25 protein-coding genes are annotated in these 21191 nt (G+C 42.5%); 9 read left to right on the top strand and 16 right to left on the bottom strand.

What is annotated here, in order from left to right:
- Positions 1–80 precede the first annotated feature (80 nt).
- Positions 81–1283: an argininosuccinate synthase gene (locus H6G92_RS19730; protein ID WP_190895295.1), complete on the top strand. Its 1203-nt coding sequence runs from the start codon at positions 81–83 to the stop codon at positions 1281–1283.
- Positions 1284–1377: 94 nt separating this feature from the next.
- Here the strand turns inward: H6G92_RS19730 and H6G92_RS19725 are convergent, their stop codons facing one another.
- Entirely contained in the window at positions 1378–2010 is a 633-nt protein-coding gene (locus tag H6G92_RS19725; protein WP_190895294.1) for a DedA family protein, read from the bottom strand.
- 478 nt (positions 2011–2488) lie between these two features.
- Between H6G92_RS19725 and H6G92_RS19720 the strand changes: the two genes are divergently transcribed.
- Entirely contained in the window at positions 2489–2842 is a 354-nt protein-coding gene (locus H6G92_RS19720) for an STAS domain-containing protein (protein WP_190895293.1), read from the top strand.
- Positions 2843–3323: 481 nt separating this feature from the next.
- Here H6G92_RS19720 and H6G92_RS19715 read toward each other — a convergent pair whose 3' ends face one another.
- A complete protein-coding gene (locus H6G92_RS19715; protein WP_190895292.1) occupies positions 3324–3884 on the bottom strand; it encodes an Npun_F5560 family protein in 561 nt (186 codons plus the stop codon).
- 205 nt (positions 3885–4089) lie between these two features.
- Positions 4090–4440, bottom strand: a complete 351-nt coding sequence (rpsF, locus tag H6G92_RS19710) for a 30S ribosomal protein S6 (protein WP_190895291.1) — start codon at positions 4438–4440, stop codon at positions 4090–4092.
- A 410-nt stretch (positions 4441–4850) separates the two neighbouring features.
- Here rpsF and H6G92_RS19705 point away from each other — a divergent pair, with 410 nt between their 5' ends.
- On the top strand, positions 4851–5624 hold the full coding sequence (locus H6G92_RS19705) for a fumarylacetoacetate hydrolase family protein (protein WP_190895290.1): 774 nt from the start codon (positions 4851–4853) through the stop codon (positions 5622–5624).
- 53 nt (positions 5625–5677) lie between these two features.
- Here H6G92_RS19705 and H6G92_RS19700 read toward each other — a convergent pair whose 3' ends face one another.
- Positions 5678–6154: a Tic20 family protein gene (locus H6G92_RS19700; protein WP_190895289.1), complete on the bottom strand. Its 477-nt coding sequence runs from the start codon at positions 6152–6154 to the stop codon at positions 5678–5680.
- An 81-nt stretch (positions 6155–6235) separates the two neighbouring features.
- Positions 6236–6433, bottom strand: coding sequence for a hypothetical protein (locus H6G92_RS19695; protein ID WP_190895288.1), 198 nt, complete (start codon positions 6431–6433; stop codon positions 6236–6238).
- Positions 6434–7029: 596 nt separating this feature from the next.
- On the opposite strand from H6G92_RS19695, the gene H6G92_RS39605 reads away from it, so the two are divergent.
- Both H6G92_RS39605 and H6G92_RS19685 read left to right on the top strand, forming a co-directional pair.
- Positions 7030–10041 (top strand): hypothetical protein, encoded by a 3012-nt coding sequence (locus H6G92_RS39605; protein ID WP_242059235.1) that lies wholly within the window; start codon positions 7030–7032, stop codon positions 10039–10041.
- A 186-nt stretch (positions 10042–10227) separates the two neighbouring features.
- Positions 10228–10338, top strand: coding sequence for a photosystem I reaction center subunit VIII (locus H6G92_RS19685; protein WP_084227157.1), 111 nt, complete (start codon positions 10228–10230; stop codon positions 10336–10338).
- Between the two features lie 195 nt (positions 10339–10533).
- Here H6G92_RS19685 and H6G92_RS19680 read toward each other — a convergent pair whose 3' ends face one another.
- From H6G92_RS19680 to H6G92_RS19655, 6 genes are all read right to left on the bottom strand, one after another.
- On the bottom strand, positions 10534–10653 hold the full coding sequence (locus H6G92_RS19680; RefSeq protein ID WP_012411803.1) for a photosystem II reaction center protein J: 120 nt from the start codon (positions 10651–10653) through the stop codon (positions 10534–10536).
- 71 nt (positions 10654–10724) lie between these two features.
- Positions 10725–10847, bottom strand: coding sequence for a photosystem II reaction center protein L (locus tag H6G92_RS19675; RefSeq protein WP_012411802.1), 123 nt, complete (start codon positions 10845–10847; stop codon positions 10725–10727).
- 8 nt (positions 10848–10855) lie between these two features.
- Positions 10856–10993 carry a cytochrome b559 subunit beta gene (gene psbF / locus H6G92_RS19670; protein ID WP_015115279.1) on the bottom strand — a complete coding sequence of 46 codons (138 nt, stop codon included), beginning with the start codon at positions 10991–10993 and terminating at the stop codon, positions 10856–10858.
- Positions 10994–11002: 9 nt separating this feature from the next.
- Positions 11003–11251, bottom strand: coding sequence for a cytochrome b559 subunit alpha (gene psbE / locus H6G92_RS19665; protein ID WP_162399775.1), 249 nt, complete (start codon positions 11249–11251; stop codon positions 11003–11005).
- Between the two features lie 157 nt (positions 11252–11408).
- Positions 11409–12431: a photosynthesis system II assembly factor Ycf48 gene (locus H6G92_RS19660; RefSeq protein ID WP_190895287.1), complete on the bottom strand. Its 1023-nt coding sequence runs from the start codon at positions 12429–12431 to the stop codon at positions 11409–11411.
- Positions 12432–12681: 250 nt separating this feature from the next.
- Complete coding sequence (locus tag H6G92_RS19655) at positions 12682–13017, bottom strand: rubredoxin (protein WP_104908258.1); 336 nt, start codon at positions 13015–13017, stop codon at positions 12682–12684.
- A 383-nt stretch (positions 13018–13400) separates the two neighbouring features.
- Between H6G92_RS19655 and ndhC the strand changes: the two genes are divergently transcribed.
- Genes ndhC through H6G92_RS19640 form a run of 3 tightly spaced genes read left to right on the top strand, consistent with a single transcriptional unit; the run spans position 13401 to position 15014 of the window.
- On the top strand, positions 13401–13763 hold the full coding sequence (gene ndhC / locus H6G92_RS19650) for a photosynthetic/respiratory NAD(P)H-quinone oxidoreductase subunit C (protein ID WP_104908259.1): 363 nt from the start codon (positions 13401–13403) through the stop codon (positions 13761–13763).
- Positions 13754–14491 (top strand): photosynthetic/respiratory NAD(P)H-quinone oxidoreductase subunit K, encoded by a 738-nt coding sequence (gene ndhK / locus H6G92_RS19645; protein ID WP_190895286.1) that lies wholly within the window; start codon positions 13754–13756, stop codon positions 14489–14491. Before ndhC ends, ndhK begins: the two co-directional genes overlap by 10 nt.
- The gene (locus tag H6G92_RS19640; RefSeq protein ID WP_190895285.1) at positions 14484–15014 is read left to right on the top strand and encodes an NAD(P)H-quinone oxidoreductase subunit J; all 531 of its coding nucleotides are present in this window, start codon (positions 14484–14486) and stop codon (positions 15012–15014) included. The genes ndhK and H6G92_RS19640 overlap by 8 nt, the downstream gene beginning before the upstream one ends.
- Before the next feature lie 454 nt (positions 15015–15468).
- Here H6G92_RS19640 and dhaL read toward each other — a convergent pair whose 3' ends face one another.
- The 4 genes from dhaL to H6G92_RS19620 form a co-directional block, all read right to left on the bottom strand.
- Complete coding sequence (dhaL, locus tag H6G92_RS19635; protein ID WP_190895284.1) at positions 15469–16107, bottom strand: dihydroxyacetone kinase subunit DhaL; 639 nt, start codon at positions 16105–16107, stop codon at positions 15469–15471.
- A gap of 9 nt (positions 16108–16116) precedes the next feature.
- Positions 16117–17193 carry a dihydroxyacetone kinase subunit DhaK gene (dhaK, locus tag H6G92_RS19630; protein WP_190895283.1) on the bottom strand — a complete coding sequence of 359 codons (1077 nt, stop codon included), beginning with the start codon at positions 17191–17193 and terminating at the stop codon, positions 16117–16119.
- Between the two features lie 203 nt (positions 17194–17396).
- Positions 17397–18272: an MBL fold metallo-hydrolase gene (locus H6G92_RS19625; protein ID WP_190895282.1), complete on the bottom strand. Its 876-nt coding sequence runs from the start codon at positions 18270–18272 to the stop codon at positions 17397–17399.
- A 226-nt stretch (positions 18273–18498) separates the two neighbouring features.
- Positions 18499–19260, bottom strand: a complete 762-nt coding sequence (locus tag H6G92_RS19620; protein ID WP_190895281.1) for a 3'-5' exonuclease — start codon at positions 19258–19260, stop codon at positions 18499–18501.
- Positions 19261–19490: 230 nt separating this feature from the next.
- Here H6G92_RS19620 and H6G92_RS19615 point away from each other — a divergent pair, with 230 nt between their 5' ends.
- Positions 19491–20792 (top strand): pentapeptide repeat-containing protein, encoded by a 1302-nt coding sequence (locus H6G92_RS19615; protein ID WP_277926763.1) that lies wholly within the window; start codon positions 19491–19493, stop codon positions 20790–20792.
- Between the two features lie 66 nt (positions 20793–20858).
- Here H6G92_RS19615 and H6G92_RS19610 read toward each other — a convergent pair whose 3' ends face one another.
- Positions 20859–21080, bottom strand: a complete 222-nt coding sequence (locus H6G92_RS19610; RefSeq protein ID WP_190895279.1) for a type II toxin-antitoxin system HicB family antitoxin — start codon at positions 21078–21080, stop codon at positions 20859–20861.
- Positions 21081–21191: the final 111 nt, after the last annotated feature.

Genomic DNA, 21191 nt, shown 5'->3' with positions numbered 1-21191 from the left:
TTGTTGCATGAATAAAATATACATGGATTAGTTTAGATATAATAATGACTCATTGTTTGTTTTCCTAACTGGAGAAATTAATGGGTCGCGCCAAAAAGGTTGTCCTGGCATATTCTGGTGGAGTGGATACCTCCGTTTGCATCCCCTACCTCAAACAGGAGTGGGGTGTGGAAGAGGTGATTACCCTAGCAGCAGATTTAGGCCAGGGAGATGAATTAGAACCAGTTCGAGAAAAAGCTCTAAAATCGGGTGCAAGTGAATCCCTCGTGGCGGATGTCAAAGACAGCTTCGTTAAAGATTACGCCTTTGGAGCAATTCAAGCTAACGCCCTTTATGAAAATCGTTATCCTCTAGGAACTGCCCTTGCTCGTCCACTGATTGCTAAGGTATTAGTAGAAACAGCCGAAAAATATGGTGCTGATGCGATCGCTCACGGTTGCACCGGCAAAGGTAACGATCAGGTTCGCTTTGATGTCTCAGTTACCGCTCTCAACCCAAACCTGAAGATCCTCGCACCAGCCAGAGAGTGGGGAATGAGTCGTGAGGAAACAATCGCCTATGGTGAAAAGTTTGGTATCCCCTCACCAGTCAAAAAATCTTCTCCCTATAGTATTGACAAGAATTTGCTCGGTCGTAGTATTGAAGCTGGTTTACTCGAAGATCCGTCATTTGAGCCACCAGAAGAAATTTATGAAATGACCAAAGCGATCGCTGATACTCCCAACGAGCCAGAGTACATCGAAATTGGTTTCCACGGTGGTATTCCAATAACTCTCAATGGCATAGCTAAAAAGCCAGTTGAACTAATTGAAGAACTCAATCAGGTGGTAGGAAATCACGGTATCGGGCGGATCGATATGATTGAAAACCGTCTGGTGGGCATCAAATCGCGGGAAATCTACGAATCACCCGCGATGTTAGTGCTAATTCAGGCACATAGGGATTTAGAAAGCTTGACTTTGACAGCAGATGTCACCCATTACAAGCGTGGGATTGAAGAAACTTACAGCCAAATCGTTTACAACGGTTTGTGGTACAGTCCACTCAAAGTTGCACTCGATGCCTTTATTCAAAAGACACAAGAGCGAGTCTCTGGAACTGTGCGAGTGAAGTTGTTCAAAGGAAACTCTACGATAGTTGGGCGTTCGAGCGATAATTCCCTCTACACTCCCGATTTGGCAACCTATGGAGCTGAAGACCAATTTGACCACAAAGCCGCTGAAGGCTTTATTTACGTTTGGGGGCTACCAACTCGCATTTGGTCGCGGCACATTAAAAGTTAAAAGTTAAAAGTTAGGAGTTAGGAGGTAAAAAAGCGAAATACAAAAGTGAAAGTTAAAAAAATAACTTTTTACTTTATTCCTGACTCCTCACTCCTCACTCTTCACTACTCACTTCCTTAACTTGGCGAGACTCTAGCCACAGAGGCACAATAATTAAGGCTGCTAAGATCAGTAACGCTGCGATCGCAAATTGACCCACCCAAGCAACCAATTGTTCTAAAGAGACAATTTTGCCAGCAAAAAAAGCTAATGTCACCATTAAACTAGCCCAAGCAACAGCTCCTAACAAGTTGTATAAAAAGAATTTTCCAAAGGGCATTTCGGCTATACCAGCTAGTGGTGCAGCAAAAACTCGCAACAATGCCAAAAAACGTCCAAAAAATACCGCTTTAGCAGAATTTTGACTAAATTGTTCTTTAATAGTCAGCAGTCGCACTTCAGAAATCCGAAATATGCTACCAACTTTTACCAGAAAAGGCCAACCGCTAACTCTACCAATCCAATAGCCACAAGTGCCGCCAATTACAGCACCCATAATTGCGTCACCGAGAACCAGCCAGAAATTCAGTTCATCACTGCCAGCTAGAAACCCACCTACTAAGGTCACGGTTTCACCAGGAAGGGGAATGCCTAAATTTTCTAGCAAAATTCCGAAAAAAATTGCCCAATACCCGTATGTATGGGCGACTTCCTGGATATTTTCTAGTGAAATCAGCTCTAAGGACATCCCGCACCGCCGCCTTTACAAATTTTTACTTTTACTATATCTTTGCTTGTTTTTGGGTGGGGTGTCAATCAAACCACTACATAAAGTCATTAAGTCATTAGCTTAATTCTGAATAAACCATAGATTTTAGTCTATAGTAAATATTAATTTTTGACTATGTATTTTTTTAATCCCATTACCACAAATTTATATTTTTTTTAGAAAAATTAAAATTTTTATAAAAAGTTTATAATTATCCAGATAAATTATAAAAATCTTGTAAAAGATACGGTTGATACCGAATTTGTTAGGCGATTATGCCTATATTGATGAAAGTTAACACAAATTATACGACATGAATACTGAAATAATCTCTCTCAACTGCATCACTGCAATTGCCCCAATATCGGGGTAAAACAGTGATTTTGCCGTTTAAAGAGAAGAGTATTGATGTCTTTTTCAATTTTTTGTCCAGTGTTCCAACTACCCTGTTAAATTCATGGCTCTCACACAAAAACTTCAAGTGATTTTGTTTAAACCCCAAGGAAGCATAGATTTGGAAGGCGGCAAGGCTTTGAGTGAACAGATGGCTGAAGTAGTACCCCAAGCTCATCAACTCTGGGTTATCGACCTAGCAGAAGTTAATTTCATGGACAGTTCTGGGTTAGTCCCTTTAGTAAAAGGGTTGAAAGCTGCACGTCAAAGCGGTTGCCGTTTGGTTCTATGCAATGTACAAGCTCCTGTACGGTTAATTTTGGAACTTACCCAACTAGATTCAGTGTTTGAAATTTTTCCCACTTATGAAGACATTTTTACCACGGTCAAAGATAACAGTCTGGTGCTAGCAGGCTAAGTAATAAATCTACCTATAGATGGATGCTGTAGTCAAGCAATATTTGAATTTTTTCATATTCTCAAAGATAACAGTCTGGTGCTAGCAGGCTGATTTTCTTTTTTGTTTAGAGAAGAATGTTGAGGAAAACTCATGGCTTTGAGGTTAGGTAATATCAATGGCACATGAACATATCTGCTTATTGGAAGCCATCTACCTAAAGCAGTAAAGTATGAAATGACCAAAATCGGTCAAAACAATGCAGTTCTTTGTGACACTCCCCAACTTCTGAAAGACAGGGCTTTTCAAATTACCTGAAGCTAATTGTTCTATATCCGATGTAACTAGTGCAAGGAAGCAGGAGGTAAGAAAGGTTAGAATGTCAGCCTTTGCGTTATTTCTAACTCTATAGTTATTTTTGCCTTGGTGTACTAGTCGAATGGCTGCAAGAGCCTTTGCCGCGCCAATTTCTTACCTCTTTGATTCCACCATAATGATAAAATTAGGCATTCTGGGGAGTCGAAATGTTAGTTTCTTCAGATGCTGGGCGGGGGAAATTTGGCAAATCAATGCCGCTGTGACTAGCGTTGCGAGTTTTGAGTGCTAAACGGTAACTCACACTTTGCAGTTCTGCTTGTAGTTGGCGATTTTCCCGTTGTAGCATTGCTACCTTTTCTCTCACTGGCGTCATCCGCTCCTCAAACTTCCGACGGTAAATTTGAGGCAACTCTTGTACTACTTGCTCCAACATCCGAGTGCGATCAGTGAGTTCTTGGACTGACTGTCGCAATTGATAAATTTCGGAGTCACGAGTTGTAATTTGCTCTTGGTAGAACGCCACCTGTTGCTCCACAGCTTGGAGTTGTTCTTGCAAAGCCTGTAACTGGGTCAGATCGCGCTCAAGATCCGGCTGCTGGGGCATAAAACTAGTGTTACCCTTTACCAGCCGGAAGAGTTCTTGAGATAGCTGTTGCACTAATTGATCGCGAAGTTGCAACTCTTGGCGTAGCTGCGATACTTCCGTAGAAAGAACTTGAATATTGGGTGTATCAGATTGGCTCACAGTAGCTTACAGCTCCCATTCAGAATCTTGTCCACTCTTAGGTATAACTGCGGGAGTACTACCTTTGGCAAGTATTTGTTAATTTAGCATTCCCAAGCAAGTCACGAAAAAAGAAAAAAACAAAATTTTATTGAATGGGATTGGGCATTGAGCATGGGGCATTGGGTACTAGGAAAACTCTTCCCTATCCCCTATTGCCTACCCATTAGACCGTTGCTGTTACTTTAGTGGGTTTTTCTTTTTCCTCTTTAGGGGGTTTTTCCTCTTCGATTTCCTGCTTAACTGTCAGATAGCGAATCACTTCTTCACTCAAGCGCATGGCGCGTTCAAAGGGGGCGATCGCAGTTGCAGGCGCAGTGTAGTTTAATTGGATGTAGATGCCATCGCGGTGTTTTTTGATTTCATAAGCCAGACGACGCTTACCACGATTTTGAATTTGGATATCCTCAGCGCCTTGTTCGCGAAGCAAATTCTGATATTTAGTTATTGCTTGCTCTGCCTGTTCGTCTCCCAGGTCAGGACGGAGAATGTACATTGTTTCGTAACTTGTAGTCATATTTTTCAGTCTCCTCATGGACAAAAGTGGCTGCTGATGTTATTTTATACCTATTTTTAATCCAAAATTCCAGTATTAATCAACATCTGAAGCAACAAGGAACTATAATCTTACCAGTTTTCAATTTGAATCATTGCTAATCCGCCAAAGTTTGGATTTTTTAGATGTCCCTAATGAAAACTAGGTCGGTTCCCGACCTCCAGATTTTTTTAGCGAGTAAGAATCCAGCTTTTGGCGATCGCTAGCAAATTGCTCAAGCTATCAGCTTCGCCAACGGGTATCTTGTCCTAAGGGTATCTATAGCGATCGCTTTCAGGCTGAAAGCTCAGTCGGTTCGCTAAAAAGCTAACTGAGGATTGCTACCCGCTCACAGCAACAAAAAAGCAGATAAAAGGATATTCATCAAGGTTATGGCGCAGCGCTATGTGCGAATTCAAAATCAAGAAGGACAGATTTACTATGGGTTACTACAGCTATCCCTCAATGTGCAGGTGCTAGATGCTCCGCCCTGGTTACAAGGACAACCCACTGATTTAACTTTGACACCAGAAGATTACCAAATTCTGGCTCCTTGCGCTCCCTCAAAAATTGTGGCGGTGGGTAAGAATTATGCAGACCATGCAGCCGAAATGGGAACTCCAGTACCTTCTGAGCCACTAATCTTTCTCAAGCCACCCACGTCGATCATTCCATCTGAGAGGGAAATTAAGTATCCTCCCCAGTCGCAAAGAGTTGACTACGAAGGAGAGTTAGCATTAGTGATTGGCGATTACGCCTTTGAATGTACACCAGAGGTAGCCCAAACAAAAATTTGGGGCTACACCATTGCCAATGACGTAACAGCGCGAGATTTACAAAAACGGGATGGTCAATGGACGCGAGCCAAAGGTTTTGATACTTTCTGTCCCTTGGGTCCTTGGATTGTGCGGGAATTAAATCCAGGAGCGAGATTGCAGACTTTTGTGAATGATGACACTAATCCAGTCCAATCTGCCTGTATCGATCAGATGGTGTTTTCCCCGGATGTTCTAGTTTCCTATATCAGTCAGATTATGACGCTACTACCCGGTGATTTGGTGCTTACAGGTACGCCAGAGGGTGTAAGTCCATTGCATCCAGGCGATCGCGTCCGCGTAGAAATTGAAGGTATTGGTCGCCTGGAAAACACCGTAGTCGCCCGTTAACTAATAGCGTACTTGTACGCTGTATTTTGGTACAGGGGATAGGGTGTTAGTTACTAGCGTACCTGCATATACACGGCATCAGAAATCGCCGGAATTTCTGCATAACGCCCGCTCAATGACTGGATGACTGAATATGCAACTGCTACCACTATGCCTAGAAAAATGGTTGTGGATAGGGTTTGGATTGCAAAACCACCAGAGGGAACTAGTCCAACAACATCAGTCAGGATGCCAAACAAAAAGATAATGATGTCCAAAAGGATTGCCTGCATGGTGTTGAAACGAATGAAGTGACTGATTTTTTCATTTCTTACCACCAATAGGAATAAGGCAAAGAAAATAATCACTCCTGCATAGCGCACATTTCTGTAAAATGACCATAAAATCAGAATCGGTGCAAAAACGATTGCTAGGGGAGGAAACTGCTGTAATAGAAAAAGGCCAAAAGTTACTGCCTCAACCATCGGTAGCAAATAGGGCAAGCAAGCAAAAATCCGATCTGAAACTGTTGTAGACCCGCGCCAAGACATTATGCGTTCTCCTGTGGTTAAATTTCTATAGTTACTTGAGCTTAGGATAACGCAGTTGCTTGGTCTTGCTGGCAAATTCAACTATTCTATATGGGCGATGCGAAAACCCATCATACACTCATACTGGTCTGGCTGCTGTTGAGTAAGTTTGCGAATGGCTTGACCACAGCGCAGTTGACCCCCACGCCACCGGGGTTGACCACTCCTATCAGCGAGTAAACAAGACTGGCAAACTTGCTCAGGGGCAAGGATTTGCTCGTCCATTAAAATGACTAGCATCGAAATCCCTCCTGTAAATCCTCATTGTCATCCACATGTCACTCAGGTGAGGATAAGCTTTGTAGCAGTTCAAACAAACGCTTCAGGTAGGTTGGGCGTGTGCTACGCGGTTAAGTGTTGTGATTTGCGATGGCGTTTTGCGCCCGCCGTAGGCGATCGCAGAGGACACTTAAGAGCCACATCCTACCTCCCTCTTTTTAGCAAAAATGTGGGCAATCACAATTTAATAAAAATTGTCAAGTGAATCTTAATTTATTGTATGTTGTGTCTATTGCAAATAGACATTTTAGTAAAAAATAATACAAAAAAAGTTGAGCAGAGACAGCTAACAGTATTTATTGCATCCCTGTTAATTTAGCACTGGAGAGGATCAAACTTAATATTCAGGAAACAACAAAAGCTTTATGCACAAGCAACACAGCGATCCATTGACATTTCCTTGATGGGACTAGTTAAAGTACCAGAAGTCAAGTAAGTAAAACTGAGTTAACTAGATAGCCATTTAAGGGATGCATTTACAAAATACTGGGGTAAACTTGCAAGCAAGTTAATACACAATATTACTCAGCGGCTCGTCGGTCTGGGCATCACTCACAATGGAACACTGGCAATTTCTGATACAGAAACAAGGCGCTCGCTCGTGGCATATCCTAGAATCGCCAAATTTGGAACTTTTGGAAGGACAGTATAGAGTTTTGGCTCGTTCTAACCTTCCTAATACAGACGTTGAAGTGCGGGTAACTCACTCTTCAACCCAGCAAGTTCAACCAAGGTGGAAAATTTTCAAGCGATCGCGTCGCACTAATTCAGAAGGCTTAATGGCGGTCATTCCCTTTACATACTTCGAGCCGGGAGTTTGGGAGTTGCGCTGTACCGGCGATTTAATGTCGGATCTGCTCGGTAAATCTTGGCAATACAGTGTCCAACTACAAGTATTGTGCCAGGAAGTAGAGGAAGAGCAAGGGGAGAATGTAGAGTCAAATTCACCTGCTCACTCAGATACTGTTTCTGAAAACTTGGAATGCACTGCCCTAGCAGAACAAGCAATTACTACACACAGCAGCCCTGTTACCATTGTTGTGCTGAATGAAGGGAACTTGGAAGCTAGTGCCCCAACAGAACCCGCAATTAAGCTAGATAAAGCGATCGCTGTTTCCACAGAATCGGCAATTGCTATACACAGCAACCCTGTTACCATTGTTGTGCCGGATCAAGGGAACTTGGAAGCTAGTGCCTCAGCAGAACCCGCAATTACGCTAGATAAAGCGATCGCTGTTTCCACAGAATCGGCAATTGCTACACACAGCAACCCTGTTACCATTGTTGTGCCGAATGAAGGGAACTTGGAAGCTAGTGCCCCAACAGAACCTGTAATTAAGCTAGATAAAGCGATCGCTGTTTCCACAGAATCGGCAATTGCTACACACAGCAACCCCGTTACCATTGTTGTACCAGATGAAACTGAGGAAGATATCGATGAGCCTGTGAGTCCTGTTTGGCTCAAAGGTGAGACAGCAGAGCAGATTTTACAAAATTTAATAGATTTAGCTTTACCCGCTTCTGAAGCCCTGCCAAAAGATGAAAAGGTTACAAATTCTCCAGCAACACAACCACCGCCACCATTACTGCTAACTTTAGACCAGGATACTTACATAGCTCGTTGGGGACAAGCTCTTACAATCAATGGGCAGATAGAACTCAAAGAAAAGACTAATCTAGATCAGGCTGAAACATTATCCCCAATAAGGCTGCGGACGCTTGAACTAAGAATTGAACTGCGATCGCCCCTAGAACCAGAAATCTTAACCCAGGTACGGCAACCCTTACCAGACCAGGAGTTGCCCTTCATCATCAATACCTCAATTAATATTCCTGCTGACTGTGAATCTAAGTTAATTTTGGCAGATATCAGTTTGTATGGTAGATTCGCCGATGTTGGTGAAGTCATCCGGTTAGCCAGCCAGTCTTTCACCATTACAGCAGATGTAACAGAATTACTGGCAATCACAGCCGCAGCAAAACCTAGTACATCCTTAAATGATCCCATAACACCATCGGACTCGTCTGCTGCTTTCACGGAGCCGGAGACCGCTGTGAGGATAGATTTGAAACTATTCAATCTGGTCAATATTCCAAAAACAGACCAGTCTCAGATACTCAATCCATCCCCAAATACACCCTTACCACCGCAAATTAACCTGCAAGTTCTGCGAGAAGCCACCCTGCGGACATCCAACTTAAAGAATTCAGTTACTTCGCCTCAATTGCCGAAACTGCCCCCTATTCAAAGCGATGCCAACCTTCCCACAGATGTTGTTGCAGAACCCCCTACACAGGATGAATTTCTAGAAAAAGATGCAATTATAGCTGCCATCAACTTGGAGCAGTTGGTCATTAGGCAACGTCGAATGCCAATGCTCGTCACTACTTTGCCATACTTGAAACGCATACCAACTTTGTCAGGTGATACAGAAGAAGTAAACAGCAATGTCCCCCCAGATGCATTGCAAGTTCCAGCAGATGAAGACTTCCCGCAGTTAGACGAAATTGTAGCTGAAGATGAAAATATACCGGAATTAGTAGTAGATGATGCACAATTCCAGGAAGAATCTGTTGCTGAAGTAGAAGCCCAGCCAAATTCACAATTCCAGGAAGAATCTGTTGCTGAAGTAGAAACCCAGCCAAATTCACAATTTATTACAACAGGTAACCTTTACTCATCTCCTCTGCTCAGGAAGTGGATGCAGAGCCAAGGATACTCTTTGCCTGAATCCATTAATGATCTGCAACCTCAAGACTACGATAACTATGTTCCAGCCCAGCAGACCCAGCTTTCTCTTAGTGCTGAAACTCCCAATACTCCCAATGTTGATGTCAACTTGCCGTTAAGCCTAGATGCTGATACAGAGACGTGGGAAGAAGTTCAAGAGTCAGTTTTTGATCTTGGGAACTTTGGGGAAGACACAGACACAGCAAAGGAAGCTGATCTAGAGATAGGGGAAGATACGGTAGTAGAAAAAGTATCCGAACCACCACTCTCAATGGCTCTGGTAACACAACTACCGCCTCCCCCTCCTCCGATAAAAATGAATATAGCGTCGGCTTGGTTAGCGCAAGAAATTGTTGTAGATGATACATATGATGAACTGGAAGCCGATGTAACAAAGAATTACTCCCTTAAAGAAGAGAAGCAACCACTGTTAGGTTTATCCTCTTCTCCACCCATAAATACGGCAGTCATTGAGCCTTTGCCAATTCCAGAACTGCATATACCAGACGGCGAACTAATCGCCGGCAAGTTTATCATAGTGCGCGTAGTACTGCCTGAAGTACCTCCCCAAGTTGTTGTCAAGTTATGGGTTGAAGATTATCAAACTCGCTGGTTACTAGAGGGGCCCCATTTACTGGCAAATCTGCTACCTAATGCCTTGGGAGGATTGGAAGTGATGACGCAATTAAACATTCCGTTTGGCTGTTTGGAAATTCGCTTAGAAGCGATCGCACTTGATCTAACAACCCAACAGGAAAGTCACAAAGTCACAATAGTGCGAACTGTGATTCCTCCAGACTTGCCAAGCTTGCAGTTAGATGAACTCCTGGGTATGTGATAGCGAGTAGTAAGTAAAAATAATAACTTAAGGATAAGGGGACAAGGAAAAATTATTCAAAAAAGCTTCCCCTACTCCCGCTCCCAATATGAGCTGTGTTAAAAATATGAAAGAATTTCAAAAATCTGGCAGAATTTGCAGTAAGCTCATTTTGAATTGTAGTGTTATTTAGCAGGAACCTTTATTATGGCAGCTTCTTTTTTGCCTTCTATCTTCGTTCCCATCATTGGTTGGGTTCTACCAGCTATAACCTTCGCGTTTCTATTTTTATACATTGAAAGCGACGATATCAGCTGATGTAATCATGAGTCAGTAGTCATTAGTCAAGTTTTCGGACAAACGAAAGTTATCAATTCTGTCAGATACGTTTCTAGACTATTGACCAAAATTAATACCGCCCATCTCATAGAGACAGGCGGTTTTTTTAACGTTGATTTCTCAACAAATGCTAGAAAATTCTAACTTATAGTGTTCGGTTCAAACTAACTCATGTTAAATCGAAGAACCGAGTCCGGCGTAGGCACCATAAAAGAAAATGCCCAAGACTGTAATTATACCTAATCCTGCGATCGTAGCGACGACCCACAGGGGAATTCTCCCACTTCCAGACACAGCTTCTCTCCTCCCTTAACAACAAATCAACACACGTTCAATAAACAAAGATTAACAACAGTAGTTCCCAGTTAGTTAAAGAAGTAACTGGAAAACAGAATCCCCAGAACGAAAACTAGTAGTAGTCCCAGGTATAGCGAAGTCCGGTTTAGTTCAACCGGCTGATTATTGGGATTGGGCGATCTTTCTACCATAATTGCTCCTAACGTTGAATAAATTGCATTGCGGCGATCGCGCCCAAAAAGAATACAGTTGGTACACCTAAGGTGTGAACTGCCAGCCATCTAACGGTAAAAATTGGATAGGTAACTGGTTGATTGATGTTATTGCCGCTAGTCATGATCTCAAACTACTTTCCAATAAATTGTTCAACTTGTTTTTTAGCTTCAAAACGGTTCTTCACAATTGGCACTTCTTGCCGCGCTGGTGTGAAATACTCGTCGGGACGGGGTGTGCCAAAGGCATCATAAGCCAGCCCGGTGCTGACAAATAGCCAACCGGCAATAAACAATGCCGGGATGGTGATGCTGTGAATTACCCAGTAACGAACGCTAGTAATGATGTCCGAAAACGGACGTTCTCCAGTGGTACCTGACATTTAGATCCCTACCTTATACATAGAGTGTTATTGAGTTTATTATCCTACAAAGTTAAGAAAGAGTTACAAGTTACAAAGTTCTTCTCAGAAATAGTGCATGGGGCATTGGGCATTGCGTATTAGTTATTTCTCCCTGTGCCCTCTGCCTCTTCGGTAACTAAGCAGCCTCTGCTGGGGAAGTTGTTTCAGGGTTTGGTAGATATTTGAGCAAAACGCCGCGATCGCCAATTATAAATCCCCGCTCTGGCTCTAAGAACACAATCTTGTACAAATTAGCAGCAACTTCTTCTACCGCACGGTCTTTTTCCCAGGTTTTACCACCGTCGGCACTTCGTAGTAAATTACCGCTACCGCCACCTACCCAAATTTCATCGGGTGTGCGATATGCCAAATCCAGTAAACCCCAACTAGTAGATAACTCTGGATATTTTGCCTCTTGCCATTCTTCAGGTTTAGTTGGGTCACTAAACTGAACTTGACCTCCCCTGGCTAGCAACCACAATTGCCCATTTTCAGCAAAGCCCATATTTTCTACCCGCCGAGAACTAATGCGGTTATGGGGTACCCAAGCATCTTGCCCCGGTTCCCAAGTTGAGTAGAAACTACCCTTAGCGGAAACGGCAACATATTTACCATCAGCAGAACGTTCCAAGTTACGCACTACACCGACTGCTGATTCCACCTGGGCTTTCCAATTTTTGCCGCCGTCTGTGGTCTTATATATGGCTCCTACATCAGTAGCCATTTCAGCTGTGTTGTCTGCTAGTGCCTTAACTGCGATCGGGCTACCTGGTAGCTTTTCGCTCAGGGGAATACGCGACCAAGAAACACCTTCATCGGTAGTGTGCAGCAACAATCCAGGCTCTCCGGCAATCCAGCCTTCTTTACCTGCAAAACTTACTGAGTCAAAGCGATACTTTTGCTCATCCAGTTGCAGTGTGATTGGTTTCCAGCTATTACCACCATCATTGGTTTCCAAGAGGGTGGCATTGCTACCTACTAAGTAGCCATGCTCAGGGTTATTAGTAAAAGCAATATCCAATAGATTCGAGTCTGTTGGCACAGAAATTACTTTCCAAGGGTTGTAGCTAACAGAAGGAACTTTGCTACAACCTATGCACATGATGACTACTATTAACAAGGCAGCTATTCGTTGCCAACTTTTCACAATTGAATGCATTAGTATTTCTTAAGTTGTTTCTAAATTTCTGTAGGTGTTCTCTAAAAGGTTTACCTTATACCAATTTTGGATTTTAGATTTTGGATTTTGGATTAAAAGTCCTTATTAAAAAGCTTTTCAAAAATTCCAGAAAATATTAACCCAATATGGTATTGAGGGTCATGACCGCTCTACGGAACTGGTAAAACGAACGACACATTTATGCGATTTTAATTACACAGTAAACTCCCTGTTTCCGATATAACAGCTGTTATTGCAAGCCGTAGAGACTGATAAAAAACAAGAAGCCAAGAGCCAAAGCACCAAAAATTAGGATATTCTTTTGTGTTGGCGTTAGGTTATTGACACCCAAACCGTAACCGAGATTTTCTTTGAAGCCTGATGCAGTACCCGCAGGGCCGATGTTGGCAAAAGCGGTTTTTTTAGCACTACAAACTGGACAGCGCCAATTTATGGGCAGTTCTGCAAAGGTTGTCCCTGAAGGAATATCATCCTTGTCGTCTCCCTTTTCAGGTTCGTAAACATAACCGCAGGCGCGACACTCGTAGCGGTCTAACACCGTAGTCTCAACAGCTGGTTCGCTCATGGCTAAGGCCTCGCAGAGGAGAAATCTTAAATATACGTTAAAAATTATGACATAATTGTTAGACTTTTCTATCACTAGCAAAAGCGAATTAAATACCTGAAGTGCATCTGTTTCCCAGATTTCAGAAAAACCAAACAGATATAATGTAAAAGAAAGTAAGGTAATTCAAGGGATTGGGCATTGGCTATGGGGAATTGGGGCATTCCTCTCTCCTAAAAAAAGAGAAGCTTTGATGCTTGCTCCCCTTCCCCTTGTAGGGAAGGGGCTGGCGGTTAAGTCTGTATTGAACTCAACACAGAATCGCTATAGTCCCTAATCTTTAGTAGTCAGTACCCAATCTCAGGTCACTACTTAAAATACTCCATAAGCGGTAGATACTCATTGTGTTTGTCCTCAGCGGTTACGAGTACCTTCTAGGCTTCTTCATCATCTGTAGCCTAGTACCTGCCTTAGCGCTCTCAGCATCCAAGCTCCTACGACCCAGTAGTTATAGCCCAGAACGTCGCACCACCTATGAATCTGGTATGGAACCCATCGGGGGAGCCTGGATTCAGTTCAACATCCGCTACTACATGTTTGCTCTAGTCTTCGTCGTCTTTGATGTGGAGACTGTTTTCTTGTATCCTTGGGCGGTAGCTTTCCACCGTTTGGGGCTATTGGCATTTATTGAAGCGCTAGTCTTTATTGCAATTCTTGTAGTCGCTTTAGTTTACGCATGGCGTAAAGGAGCTTTGGAATGGTCTTGAATTCTAACTTAACAACCCAGGGCAAAGAGCGAATCATCAACCCCATTGAACGGACTACAATCACTCAAGACCTTTCAGAAAACGTCATTTTGACGACGGTTGATGACCTCTACGACTGGGCGCGGCTTTCTAGTTTGTGGCCGTTGCTGTTTGGTACTGCTTGCTGCTTTATTGAGTTTGCAGCTTTAATTGGTTCCCGATTTGACTTTGACCGTTTTGGACTAATTCCCCGTTCTAGCCCCCGCCAAGCCGATTTAATTATTACGGCAGGGACTATTACGATGAAGATGGCTCCCCAACTGGTGCGTCTTTATGAACAAATGCCGGAGCCGAAGTATGTAATTGCAATGGGAGCTTGCACAATTACTGGCGGCATGTTCAGCGTTGATTCTCCCACAGCAGTGCGCGGAGTCGATAAACTGATTCCTGTGGATGTGTACTTGCCTGGTTGCCCTCCCCGTCCAGAAGCAATTATCGACGCAATCATTAAGCTGCGAAAGAAAATCGCCAATGAATCGATGCAAGAGCGGGATAAAATTAAGCAAACCCACCGCTACTACAGCACGACTCATAATTTGAAGCCAGTAGAGGAAATCTTAACTGGTAAGTATTTGCAGTCAGCAACTCGCTCTGCACCACCGAAGGAATTGGCGGAAGCGATCGGTATGCCAATACCACCTGCACTGCTGACAGAAAAGGCGCAAAAGGAGGAACAAACCCGTGGCTGAAGAAGAATCTAAACCAGTACCAGCAGCGAAAGAAGAGGCATTGGTACAAGCGGGTAAAGTTTCCCAGTGGTTGACAGAAAATGGCTTTGACCATGAGTTTTTACCACCAGATAAGAATGGTGTAGAGATAATTAAGGTGGCGGCAGATTTCTTGCTTCCTACCGCTACAGCCCTTTATGCTTATGGGTTTAATTATCTCCAGTTTCAAGGTGGCGTTGACCTTGGGCCAGGACAGGAATTGGTAAGTGTGTATCACTTGATTAAAGTCGGTGATAATAGCGATCGCCCCGAAGAAGTTCGAGTTAAGGTGTTCTTACCACGGGAAAACCCCGTAGTCCCTTCTCTGTACTGGATTTGGAAGACCGCAGATTGGCAAGAGCGCGAGTCTTACGATATGTTCGGCATTATCTACGAAGGACACCCAAATCTCAAGCGGATTTTGATGCCGGAAGATTGGGTGGGTTGGCCTTTGCGGAAGGATTACATCTCGCCTGATTTCTACGAGTTGCAAGATGCTTATTAGATATTGCTGAATAGAGACGCAATGAATCGCGTCTGTACAGTATAGTTTCGGCAGTGATTAACCCCTTTCCGGTGGCGGAGAGGGGTTATGTTTTTGATGTTTCATTTCAAGTTGGTTGACAAAATTTGCTGTAATTGGAGGCAATACGGTTCAGTTAAGGTTTTTTGATGAAAACTCTAGATCGCTAAAGATGCGATAATTCATCGCGTCTCTTGTCTATGGAAACGTGGAGGTTCGCAAAGGAGGGAGAGGTGGGATAGAGATATCCAGTGAAATTTCCTAGTAATCGGAATCGCTATCTTTACCGTTGTATCTATAATTTATGGAAAGATTTAATGTAAATATTTAAAGTTAATATGTCAGAAACACCCCAAAACGACGGCATTTGGATTGTAACGTTATCCTGAAAAAGAACGATCGTTTGTTGTCAAATACAGATTTTTCAGAAAATTTTTTATTCGCCAGAACTTTCTAACACTCCTAACAAACTTTTCAACATAAAATAAGCAGAAGTTCCTCCTGGATCTTGATGTCCAATACTCCGTTCCCCCAGGTAGCTAGCCCGTCCCTTTTTCGCCTGCATCGGTATAGTTTCTTGCAACCCCCTTTGGCCTGCTGCTACAGCTTTTTGCATAGCTTCCAGTGTTCCCTTACTTTCTCCTACGGCTTGCCCAAAAGCGTCTACAGCCGGAGATAGCACATCCACCATTGTTTTGTCTCCTAGTTGCGCTTTTCCACGTTGCAGCACACCGTCTAAGCCTGCTTGGAATAGTCCTAAAACATCTTGTTCTGTTAATTCTTGCTTCCCAACTAATGCTGTACTTGCTCGTAAAAACCAAGTACCATAAAGAGGGCCACTGGCACCGCCAATGGAAGAAATCAAGGTCATACTCACAGTTTTAAGAATGTTGCCGATGTCCTTGTCTGCAAGGGTTGGTAACTGAGTACTTACTTTTTTGAAGCCGCGATCCATATTTATACCGTGATCAGCATCTCCGATCGCAGCATCTAATTCTGTCAAATATGCTTTATTCTGCTCTATCTCGGTTGCATAAGCCTGCAACCATTGTAATATCTGCGCTTGAGTCAACATAATTCGTAATTATGAAATTCCCCAGCGCCAACTTGGTGTTTTGACTGGTGCATCCCACAAGCGGATCATCTCGTCATCTAATTTCAGCAGGGTAATGGAGCAACCTTGCATTTCTAGAGATGTAATATAAGGGCCTATTAAGTTTCGCACAATTTGTAATTCTTGCTGTTCGCAGAGTTGGGCGAGTTTGCGGTAAACAATATACAGTTCCGAAACCGGAGTTCCACCCATACTATTGACAAAAGCTAACAAGCGATCGCCTTTGGCAAATGGTAGATTTGTTAGTTCTACATCTACCCATTCTCCTTTGTTTTCATCCCACTCTCGCAGTGTGCGGCTGTATGGTGCATCCTCAAGGAGCGATCGCGTCAAAATTTCGGTAATCTCATCTACTGATTTGATCGCTGTGCGTTCTATTCCTGGCTCACCGTGGATACCGATACCTAATTCAATTTCGCGATCGCTCAATTCAAATGTCGGCGTTCCATTGGCGGGGACTGTACAAGATGTTAGAGCAATTCCCATACTCCGCCCATTCAGATTGACTCGGCGACATAAATTTGCTATTTGTGGCAAATCATACCCTGCCTCAGCCGCCGCGCCACAAATTTTTTCTGCTAGTATTGTTGTTCCCACACCCCGCCGTCCTTGGGTATAAAGGCTATCCTTCACTGCTACATCGTCATCAATCAAAATATTTAGCGATCGAATGCCCTCACTACGGGCTAACTCGGTTGCCATTTCAAAGTTCATCACATCGCCACTGTAATTTTTGACGATATAAAGGATACCTGAGCCTCCATCTACTTGCTTTGCTGCTTCTAGCATTTGGTCAGGAGTAGGTGAAGTGAAAACCTCGCCAGGACAAGCTGCATCCAGCATTCCTCTACCCACGAAGCCAGCGTGCATTGGTTCATGTCCACTGCCACCACCAGAAATAATTGCTACTTTACCCTGTATAGGTGCATCGGCTCGATAGACAAAAGTAGGATCATAATTCAGTTTAATTAAATCGGAATGAGCCGCCGCCATACCTTCTAGACTTTCCCGCACAAAGTCTTCCGGCTTGTTGATCAGCTTTTTCATAATCCGTGCTTGGTTAAAAGGGTGCTAAAACCCAGGTTATAGCGCTTCTGGTTTGTATGCAATACAGTCTGACCTCTCTCTAAATCTCTCTCCTTTTAGGAGAGAGACTTTGAATTTTCCCCCTTCCCGCGACGTGTTGGGGGTTAGGGGGTTAGGTTTTTCATTGGCTTTTTCAGATGACCAAATAATTATGAATTATTCGGTCAATTCAAAGATTCCATCAACTCAATACACTTGTGCATCTGCTGGCGCATGGTTTCCTTATCAGCATGAAACCTTCGTCCATGACCTGGTAGCACCCACTCAAAAGAGTAATTAGCCAAGTTACGCATTGATTTAGTCTGTTCTGACCAAGAATACCAGCAGACACCGTGGAATGCAGCAAGTTGGTGCAAGCTTTCTGACCAAGCGAGATGATCGCCAGTGAACAAAAACTTATTTTTATAAAGTAGGACAGTTTGTCCTTTAGTGTGACCGGGAACTGGGATAATTAATAAATCTGGAGTCAAGCTAAATGGTTCAGAACCAGTTAGCTGTATTTCTACATTGCGAGTATCGGCAGTAATATCATCGGCATAAAGGATGCGATCGCACTGAAAATGCTCGGCAAACTTTTGATGATCTGCCACATCATCTTTATGAGTTAGGTACATATAACGAATTGGCCCCATTTCTTCTAAACGCTTGACTAAAGGCGGCGTAAAGCGGGGAGAATCCACCAATATATTACCTTCTGGAAGTTGAATTAAATAGCTAGCAGCACCGTAAGATTTTTCAGAATGATAGCCACAGTGGTAAATATTTTCCGCTACTAATATTGGAAACTGTTGTTGAGCAACTTTGATATCTTTTGGTTTATCAACTGTGCCAATAGAACTAGTAGGACATGCCAAAAGTGCTTCAAGCGCTGCTAATCTTTCCGCATCATTACTTGGTTGATGATAAACCGCCGACTGTTCATCAACACGAGAAAAAACTTCAGGAGTCATCCAGCGACAGGTATCACAATCAATACAGGTATTATCTACATAAAAATCGCCGTTGACATTTTGGGGACGACGCTGATTTAAATGAGCCATATTAATCCTTTTGCTTCCAGCCGCTTACTGGGGAGCGATAAACCTTATATCACTACGCTAGCAAAAGTTGACTTAAACTGTAGACTCCTGAAGGTTAGATATAGGCTATCTTAAAAAAGACAGCCTATCTGGACTTAAAGTTAAAGATTGCTCGCATCTCTAGCCAACGGCTGGATAATATAGGCACAATCATCTTATTTCAGGAAATAAATTAACTTCGTCTAAATTACTGACAAAATTCAATTGGGTTTACCATAAAAGGAAGTTCTTTTGTATCATCCACTGCCATTTTTCTCACCCAACTCTTAAGTTTAGGAATCCATTTAAAACCTGCCTTTTTTGCAAGTTCCCTATTGTCATAGCTTACAAGAGCTTTAAACCAAGCTTTGGGTCTTAACGCCATTTGAAACATGGCGTTAAGGTTCTCCATCCGATCAAAAAGATATGCGATCAATTGACAGTCTGTTAATGCCCTATGATTTCCAAAAATACCAACATCATGTGCTGCTGCTAATTCAATAAGAGATTGACCAGATCGGATTTGACGAGGCCATTCAAATTCAGTACAGGTACAAACCCAACGAAGTGGTTCATTTTTAGAGTTCAATAAAACAGGTAGCAAACTCTTCCCATTATTTGAAGAACCAAACCACTTCTGATCAAACTCAGCATTGTGTGCCACAATAACTTGCGCCTTCTTTGCCATCTCAGTTATCATCCACACACTTTCAGCCACTTGTTCTTCTGTTATTTCCATTAACGGCGCTGGCTTAATCCGGTTTATATGCTCTGCCGGATTATTTTGTGCTGGGAGAAGAGCTGAATATTGTTTAATGGTGGTTTGATGTTTCACCGAATACAGAATAGCTCCTAGCTCTATAACCTGCCCTGTCTTAACGTCTAAGTCTGTGGTTTCTGTATCAAGGATTAGAACCTGATCGGGTGTAGGAAACTGAGCATTGGATGAAACTAAGGAATTTTGCGTCATAATAGGAGTATGAAATAAATAATTGAAAACATGCCTACCAAGTTGAAAGCTTGGGGGCATTTTTTTGGCTTTTTACAGCCGAATATATACAGATTACTTTGCCAATGTTACTTTGTCAACATTAGCGTTATTACTTTATCTAGCGTTATTACGGAAGCGTGACTAATATCTGCTAGCGTTAGTATATTAGAGACTGCTTGATTAAGTTTTAAGTACTGAATAGAGAATTTATGAGAAAGATTTGCTGTAGGTTAAAGGATTTTATGGAAAAAAAGGATTTATCTCAATACCAACTAGCCAAAATAACTGGTATTAGTGTTAACGCCATTGGAAGGCTTTACAAGGAGGAGTTTGACCGGATTGACTGTAACACGGCTGCGGTTTTGTGCGAGTACTTCCGCTGTGACTTAGGCGATCTGTTTCCACTTGTGGCTGCCTCCTCAGTACGAGTAAAAGAGGATGAAATTCTACAAAAATATCAAGCTGGAGAGAGAGACTTTTCTGGAGTAGACCTGACGGAGGCAAATTTCAGTAGTGTAAACTTAAGCGGCGTAAACCTAACTAGAGCTATTCTTGCTAGAGCCACACTACAAAAGGCTGATTTGAGCAAGGCAAATTTGGATCAAGCAGACTTAGGACAAGCAGATATGGAAGGGGTAAACCTAAATTCTGCGAGCCTAAGAGCAACAAAGCTTATTTCAACTAAACTAGTTTCTGCAAAGCTAATCTATGCTGAACTGACTGAGGCTGATCTCAGCGAGACTGAGCTAGACAAAGCAGATATGAGATGGGCAAACCTCAGTAGAGCAATCTTAAAAGGAGCAAAATTAAATGATACAAATATAGTCAGAGCTAATTTAAGACAAGCAGATTTGACAAATGCCATACTCAGGAAGGCAAATCTGAGTTGGGTCGACTTACGTGAAGTCAAGCTTATCAATGCTGATCTTAGTGATGCGATCCTAGAAGCCAGTAGCCTAGCTGATACTGATCTCAGTAAAGTCAATCTTAATAGAGCCAATCTTAATCAAGCTGATCTTACTAATGCCAACCTCAACAATGCTGACCTTACTAATGCCAATCTAACTAAAGTAAATCTCAGTGGAGCTAATCTCAGTGGAGCTAATCTCAGTGGAGCTAACCTAACTCAAGCCAACTTCAAAGACACCGATGTAAGCAATATAATTTTGACTGGTGCTAATTTAAGCTACACCAATTTGAGCAGTTTTAACCTCAATAGTATTAATTTAAGTGGGGCTAATTTAAGAGGTGCTAATCTCAGTAATGCCTCTCTCAAGAGTACAAACCTTAGTTACGTCAAATTCGACGATACAGATATGAAGTGTGCTGACTTAACTGACGCTGACCTTACTGGAACTGAACTTTATGGTAATGACCAGTATGGTGTGAAACAGGCAAAGGCGGACATAAGGGGAACGATATCACCTTCAGGAGATGTTTACAATGATGACATCAATAATGGTATGGACTATGAGCTTAGTCCTGAAGACAAGTTATCTGAACATTTCTAGTTGTTAGGCTTCAATTGATTTTTACTGAGAGAGTGATTGCAATAATTTTTGATCAAGTTTCGAGAATTAGGTAACTTCACCATCAAGTATAGGTAGACTCTGACCCAAACGCAATCCTAAAATAATCCATCCTTCAAGAGCATCTTGCAAATCTTCCCGGCAAGCTTCTAGTGTTGTAGCGTTTGCCCAAACTCCTGGACATTCTGGAATTTCGCTATAAAAAGTTCCATCCTCAAGTAACTCGTAGGTTGCTTTGTGCATTGCTGTACGAATGTAATTTGTCAACATTTATATTTTTTACAACTTCATTCAGCTTTTTAATCAATTTGGTTATAACTGAAATTTTATTTTTAATCGCAAATCCGCCAAACTCTAATTATTATGTATAATTTTTAATTT

The sequence above is a fragment of the Nostoc foliaceum FACHB-393 genome, from assembly GCF_014698505.1.
Classification (GTDB): Bacteria; Cyanobacteriota; Cyanobacteriia; order Cyanobacteriales; family Nostocaceae; genus Nostoc; species Nostoc foliaceum_A.
This window is presented reverse-complemented; position numbering and strand designations above follow the sequence as displayed.

What these genes read in the sequence shown, in the direction of transcription:
- H6G92_RS19730 (WP_190895295.1), top strand. Translation starts at nt 81, where the DNA reads ATGGGTCGCGCCAAAAAGGTTGTCCTGGCATATTCTGGTGGAGTGGAT.
- H6G92_RS19725 (WP_190895294.1), bottom strand. Translation starts at nt 2,010, where the DNA reads ATGTCCTTAGAGCTGATTTCACTAGAAAATATCCAGGAAGTCGCCCAT.
- H6G92_RS19720 (WP_190895293.1), top strand. Translation starts at nt 2,489, where the DNA reads ATGGCTCTCACACAAAAACTTCAAGTGATTTTGTTTAAACCCCAAGGA.
- rpsF (WP_190895291.1), bottom strand. Translation starts at nt 4,440, where the DNA reads ATGACTACAAGTTACGAAACAATGTACATTCTCCGTCCTGACCTGGGA.
- H6G92_RS19705 (WP_190895290.1), top strand. Translation starts at nt 4,851, where the DNA reads ATGGCGCAGCGCTATGTGCGAATTCAAAATCAAGAAGGACAGATTTAC.
- H6G92_RS19700 (WP_190895289.1), bottom strand. Translation starts at nt 6,154, where the DNA reads ATGTCTTGGCGCGGGTCTACAACAGTTTCAGATCGGATTTTTGCTTGC.
- H6G92_RS19695 (WP_190895288.1), bottom strand. Translation starts at nt 6,433, where the DNA reads ATGCTAGTCATTTTAATGGACGAGCAAATCCTTGCCCCTGAGCAAGTT.
- H6G92_RS39605 (WP_242059235.1), top strand. Translation starts at nt 7,030, where the DNA reads ATGGAACACTGGCAATTTCTGATACAGAAACAAGGCGCTCGCTCGTGG.
- H6G92_RS19685 (WP_084227157.1), top strand. Translation starts at nt 10,228, where the DNA reads ATGGCAGCTTCTTTTTTGCCTTCTATCTTCGTTCCCATCATTGGTTGG.
- H6G92_RS19675 (WP_012411802.1), bottom strand. Translation starts at nt 10,847, where the DNA reads ATGGTAGAAAGATCGCCCAATCCCAATAATCAGCCGGTTGAACTAAAC.
- psbF (WP_015115279.1), bottom strand. Translation starts at nt 10,993, where the DNA reads ATGACTAGCGGCAATAACATCAATCAACCAGTTACCTATCCAATTTTT.
- psbE (WP_162399775.1), bottom strand. Translation starts at nt 11,251, where the DNA reads ATGTCAGGTACCACTGGAGAACGTCCGTTTTCGGACATCATTACTAGC.
- H6G92_RS19660 (WP_190895287.1), bottom strand. Translation starts at nt 12,431, where the DNA reads ATGCATTCAATTGTGAAAAGTTGGCAACGAATAGCTGCCTTGTTAATA.
- H6G92_RS19655 (WP_104908258.1), bottom strand. Translation starts at nt 13,017, where the DNA reads ATGAGCGAACCAGCTGTTGAGACTACGGTGTTAGACCGCTACGAGTGT.
- ndhK (WP_190895286.1), top strand. Translation starts at nt 13,754, where the DNA reads ATGGTCTTGAATTCTAACTTAACAACCCAGGGCAAAGAGCGAATCATC.
- dhaL (WP_190895284.1), bottom strand. Translation starts at nt 16,107, where the DNA reads ATGTTGACTCAAGCGCAGATATTACAATGGTTGCAGGCTTATGCAACC.
- dhaK (WP_190895283.1), bottom strand. Translation starts at nt 17,193, where the DNA reads ATGAAAAAGCTGATCAACAAGCCGGAAGACTTTGTGCGGGAAAGTCTA.
- H6G92_RS19625 (WP_190895282.1), bottom strand. Translation starts at nt 18,272, where the DNA reads ATGGCTCATTTAAATCAGCGTCGTCCCCAAAATGTCAACGGCGATTTT.
- H6G92_RS19620 (WP_190895281.1), bottom strand. Translation starts at nt 19,260, where the DNA reads ATGACGCAAAATTCCTTAGTTTCATCCAATGCTCAGTTTCCTACACCC.
- H6G92_RS19615 (WP_277926763.1), top strand. Translation starts at nt 19,491, where the DNA reads ATGAGAAAGATTTGCTGTAGGTTAAAGGATTTTATGGAAAAAAAGGAT.
- H6G92_RS19610 (WP_190895279.1), bottom strand. Translation starts at nt 21,080, where the DNA reads ATGTTGACAAATTACATTCGTACAGCAATGCACAAAGCAACCTACGAG.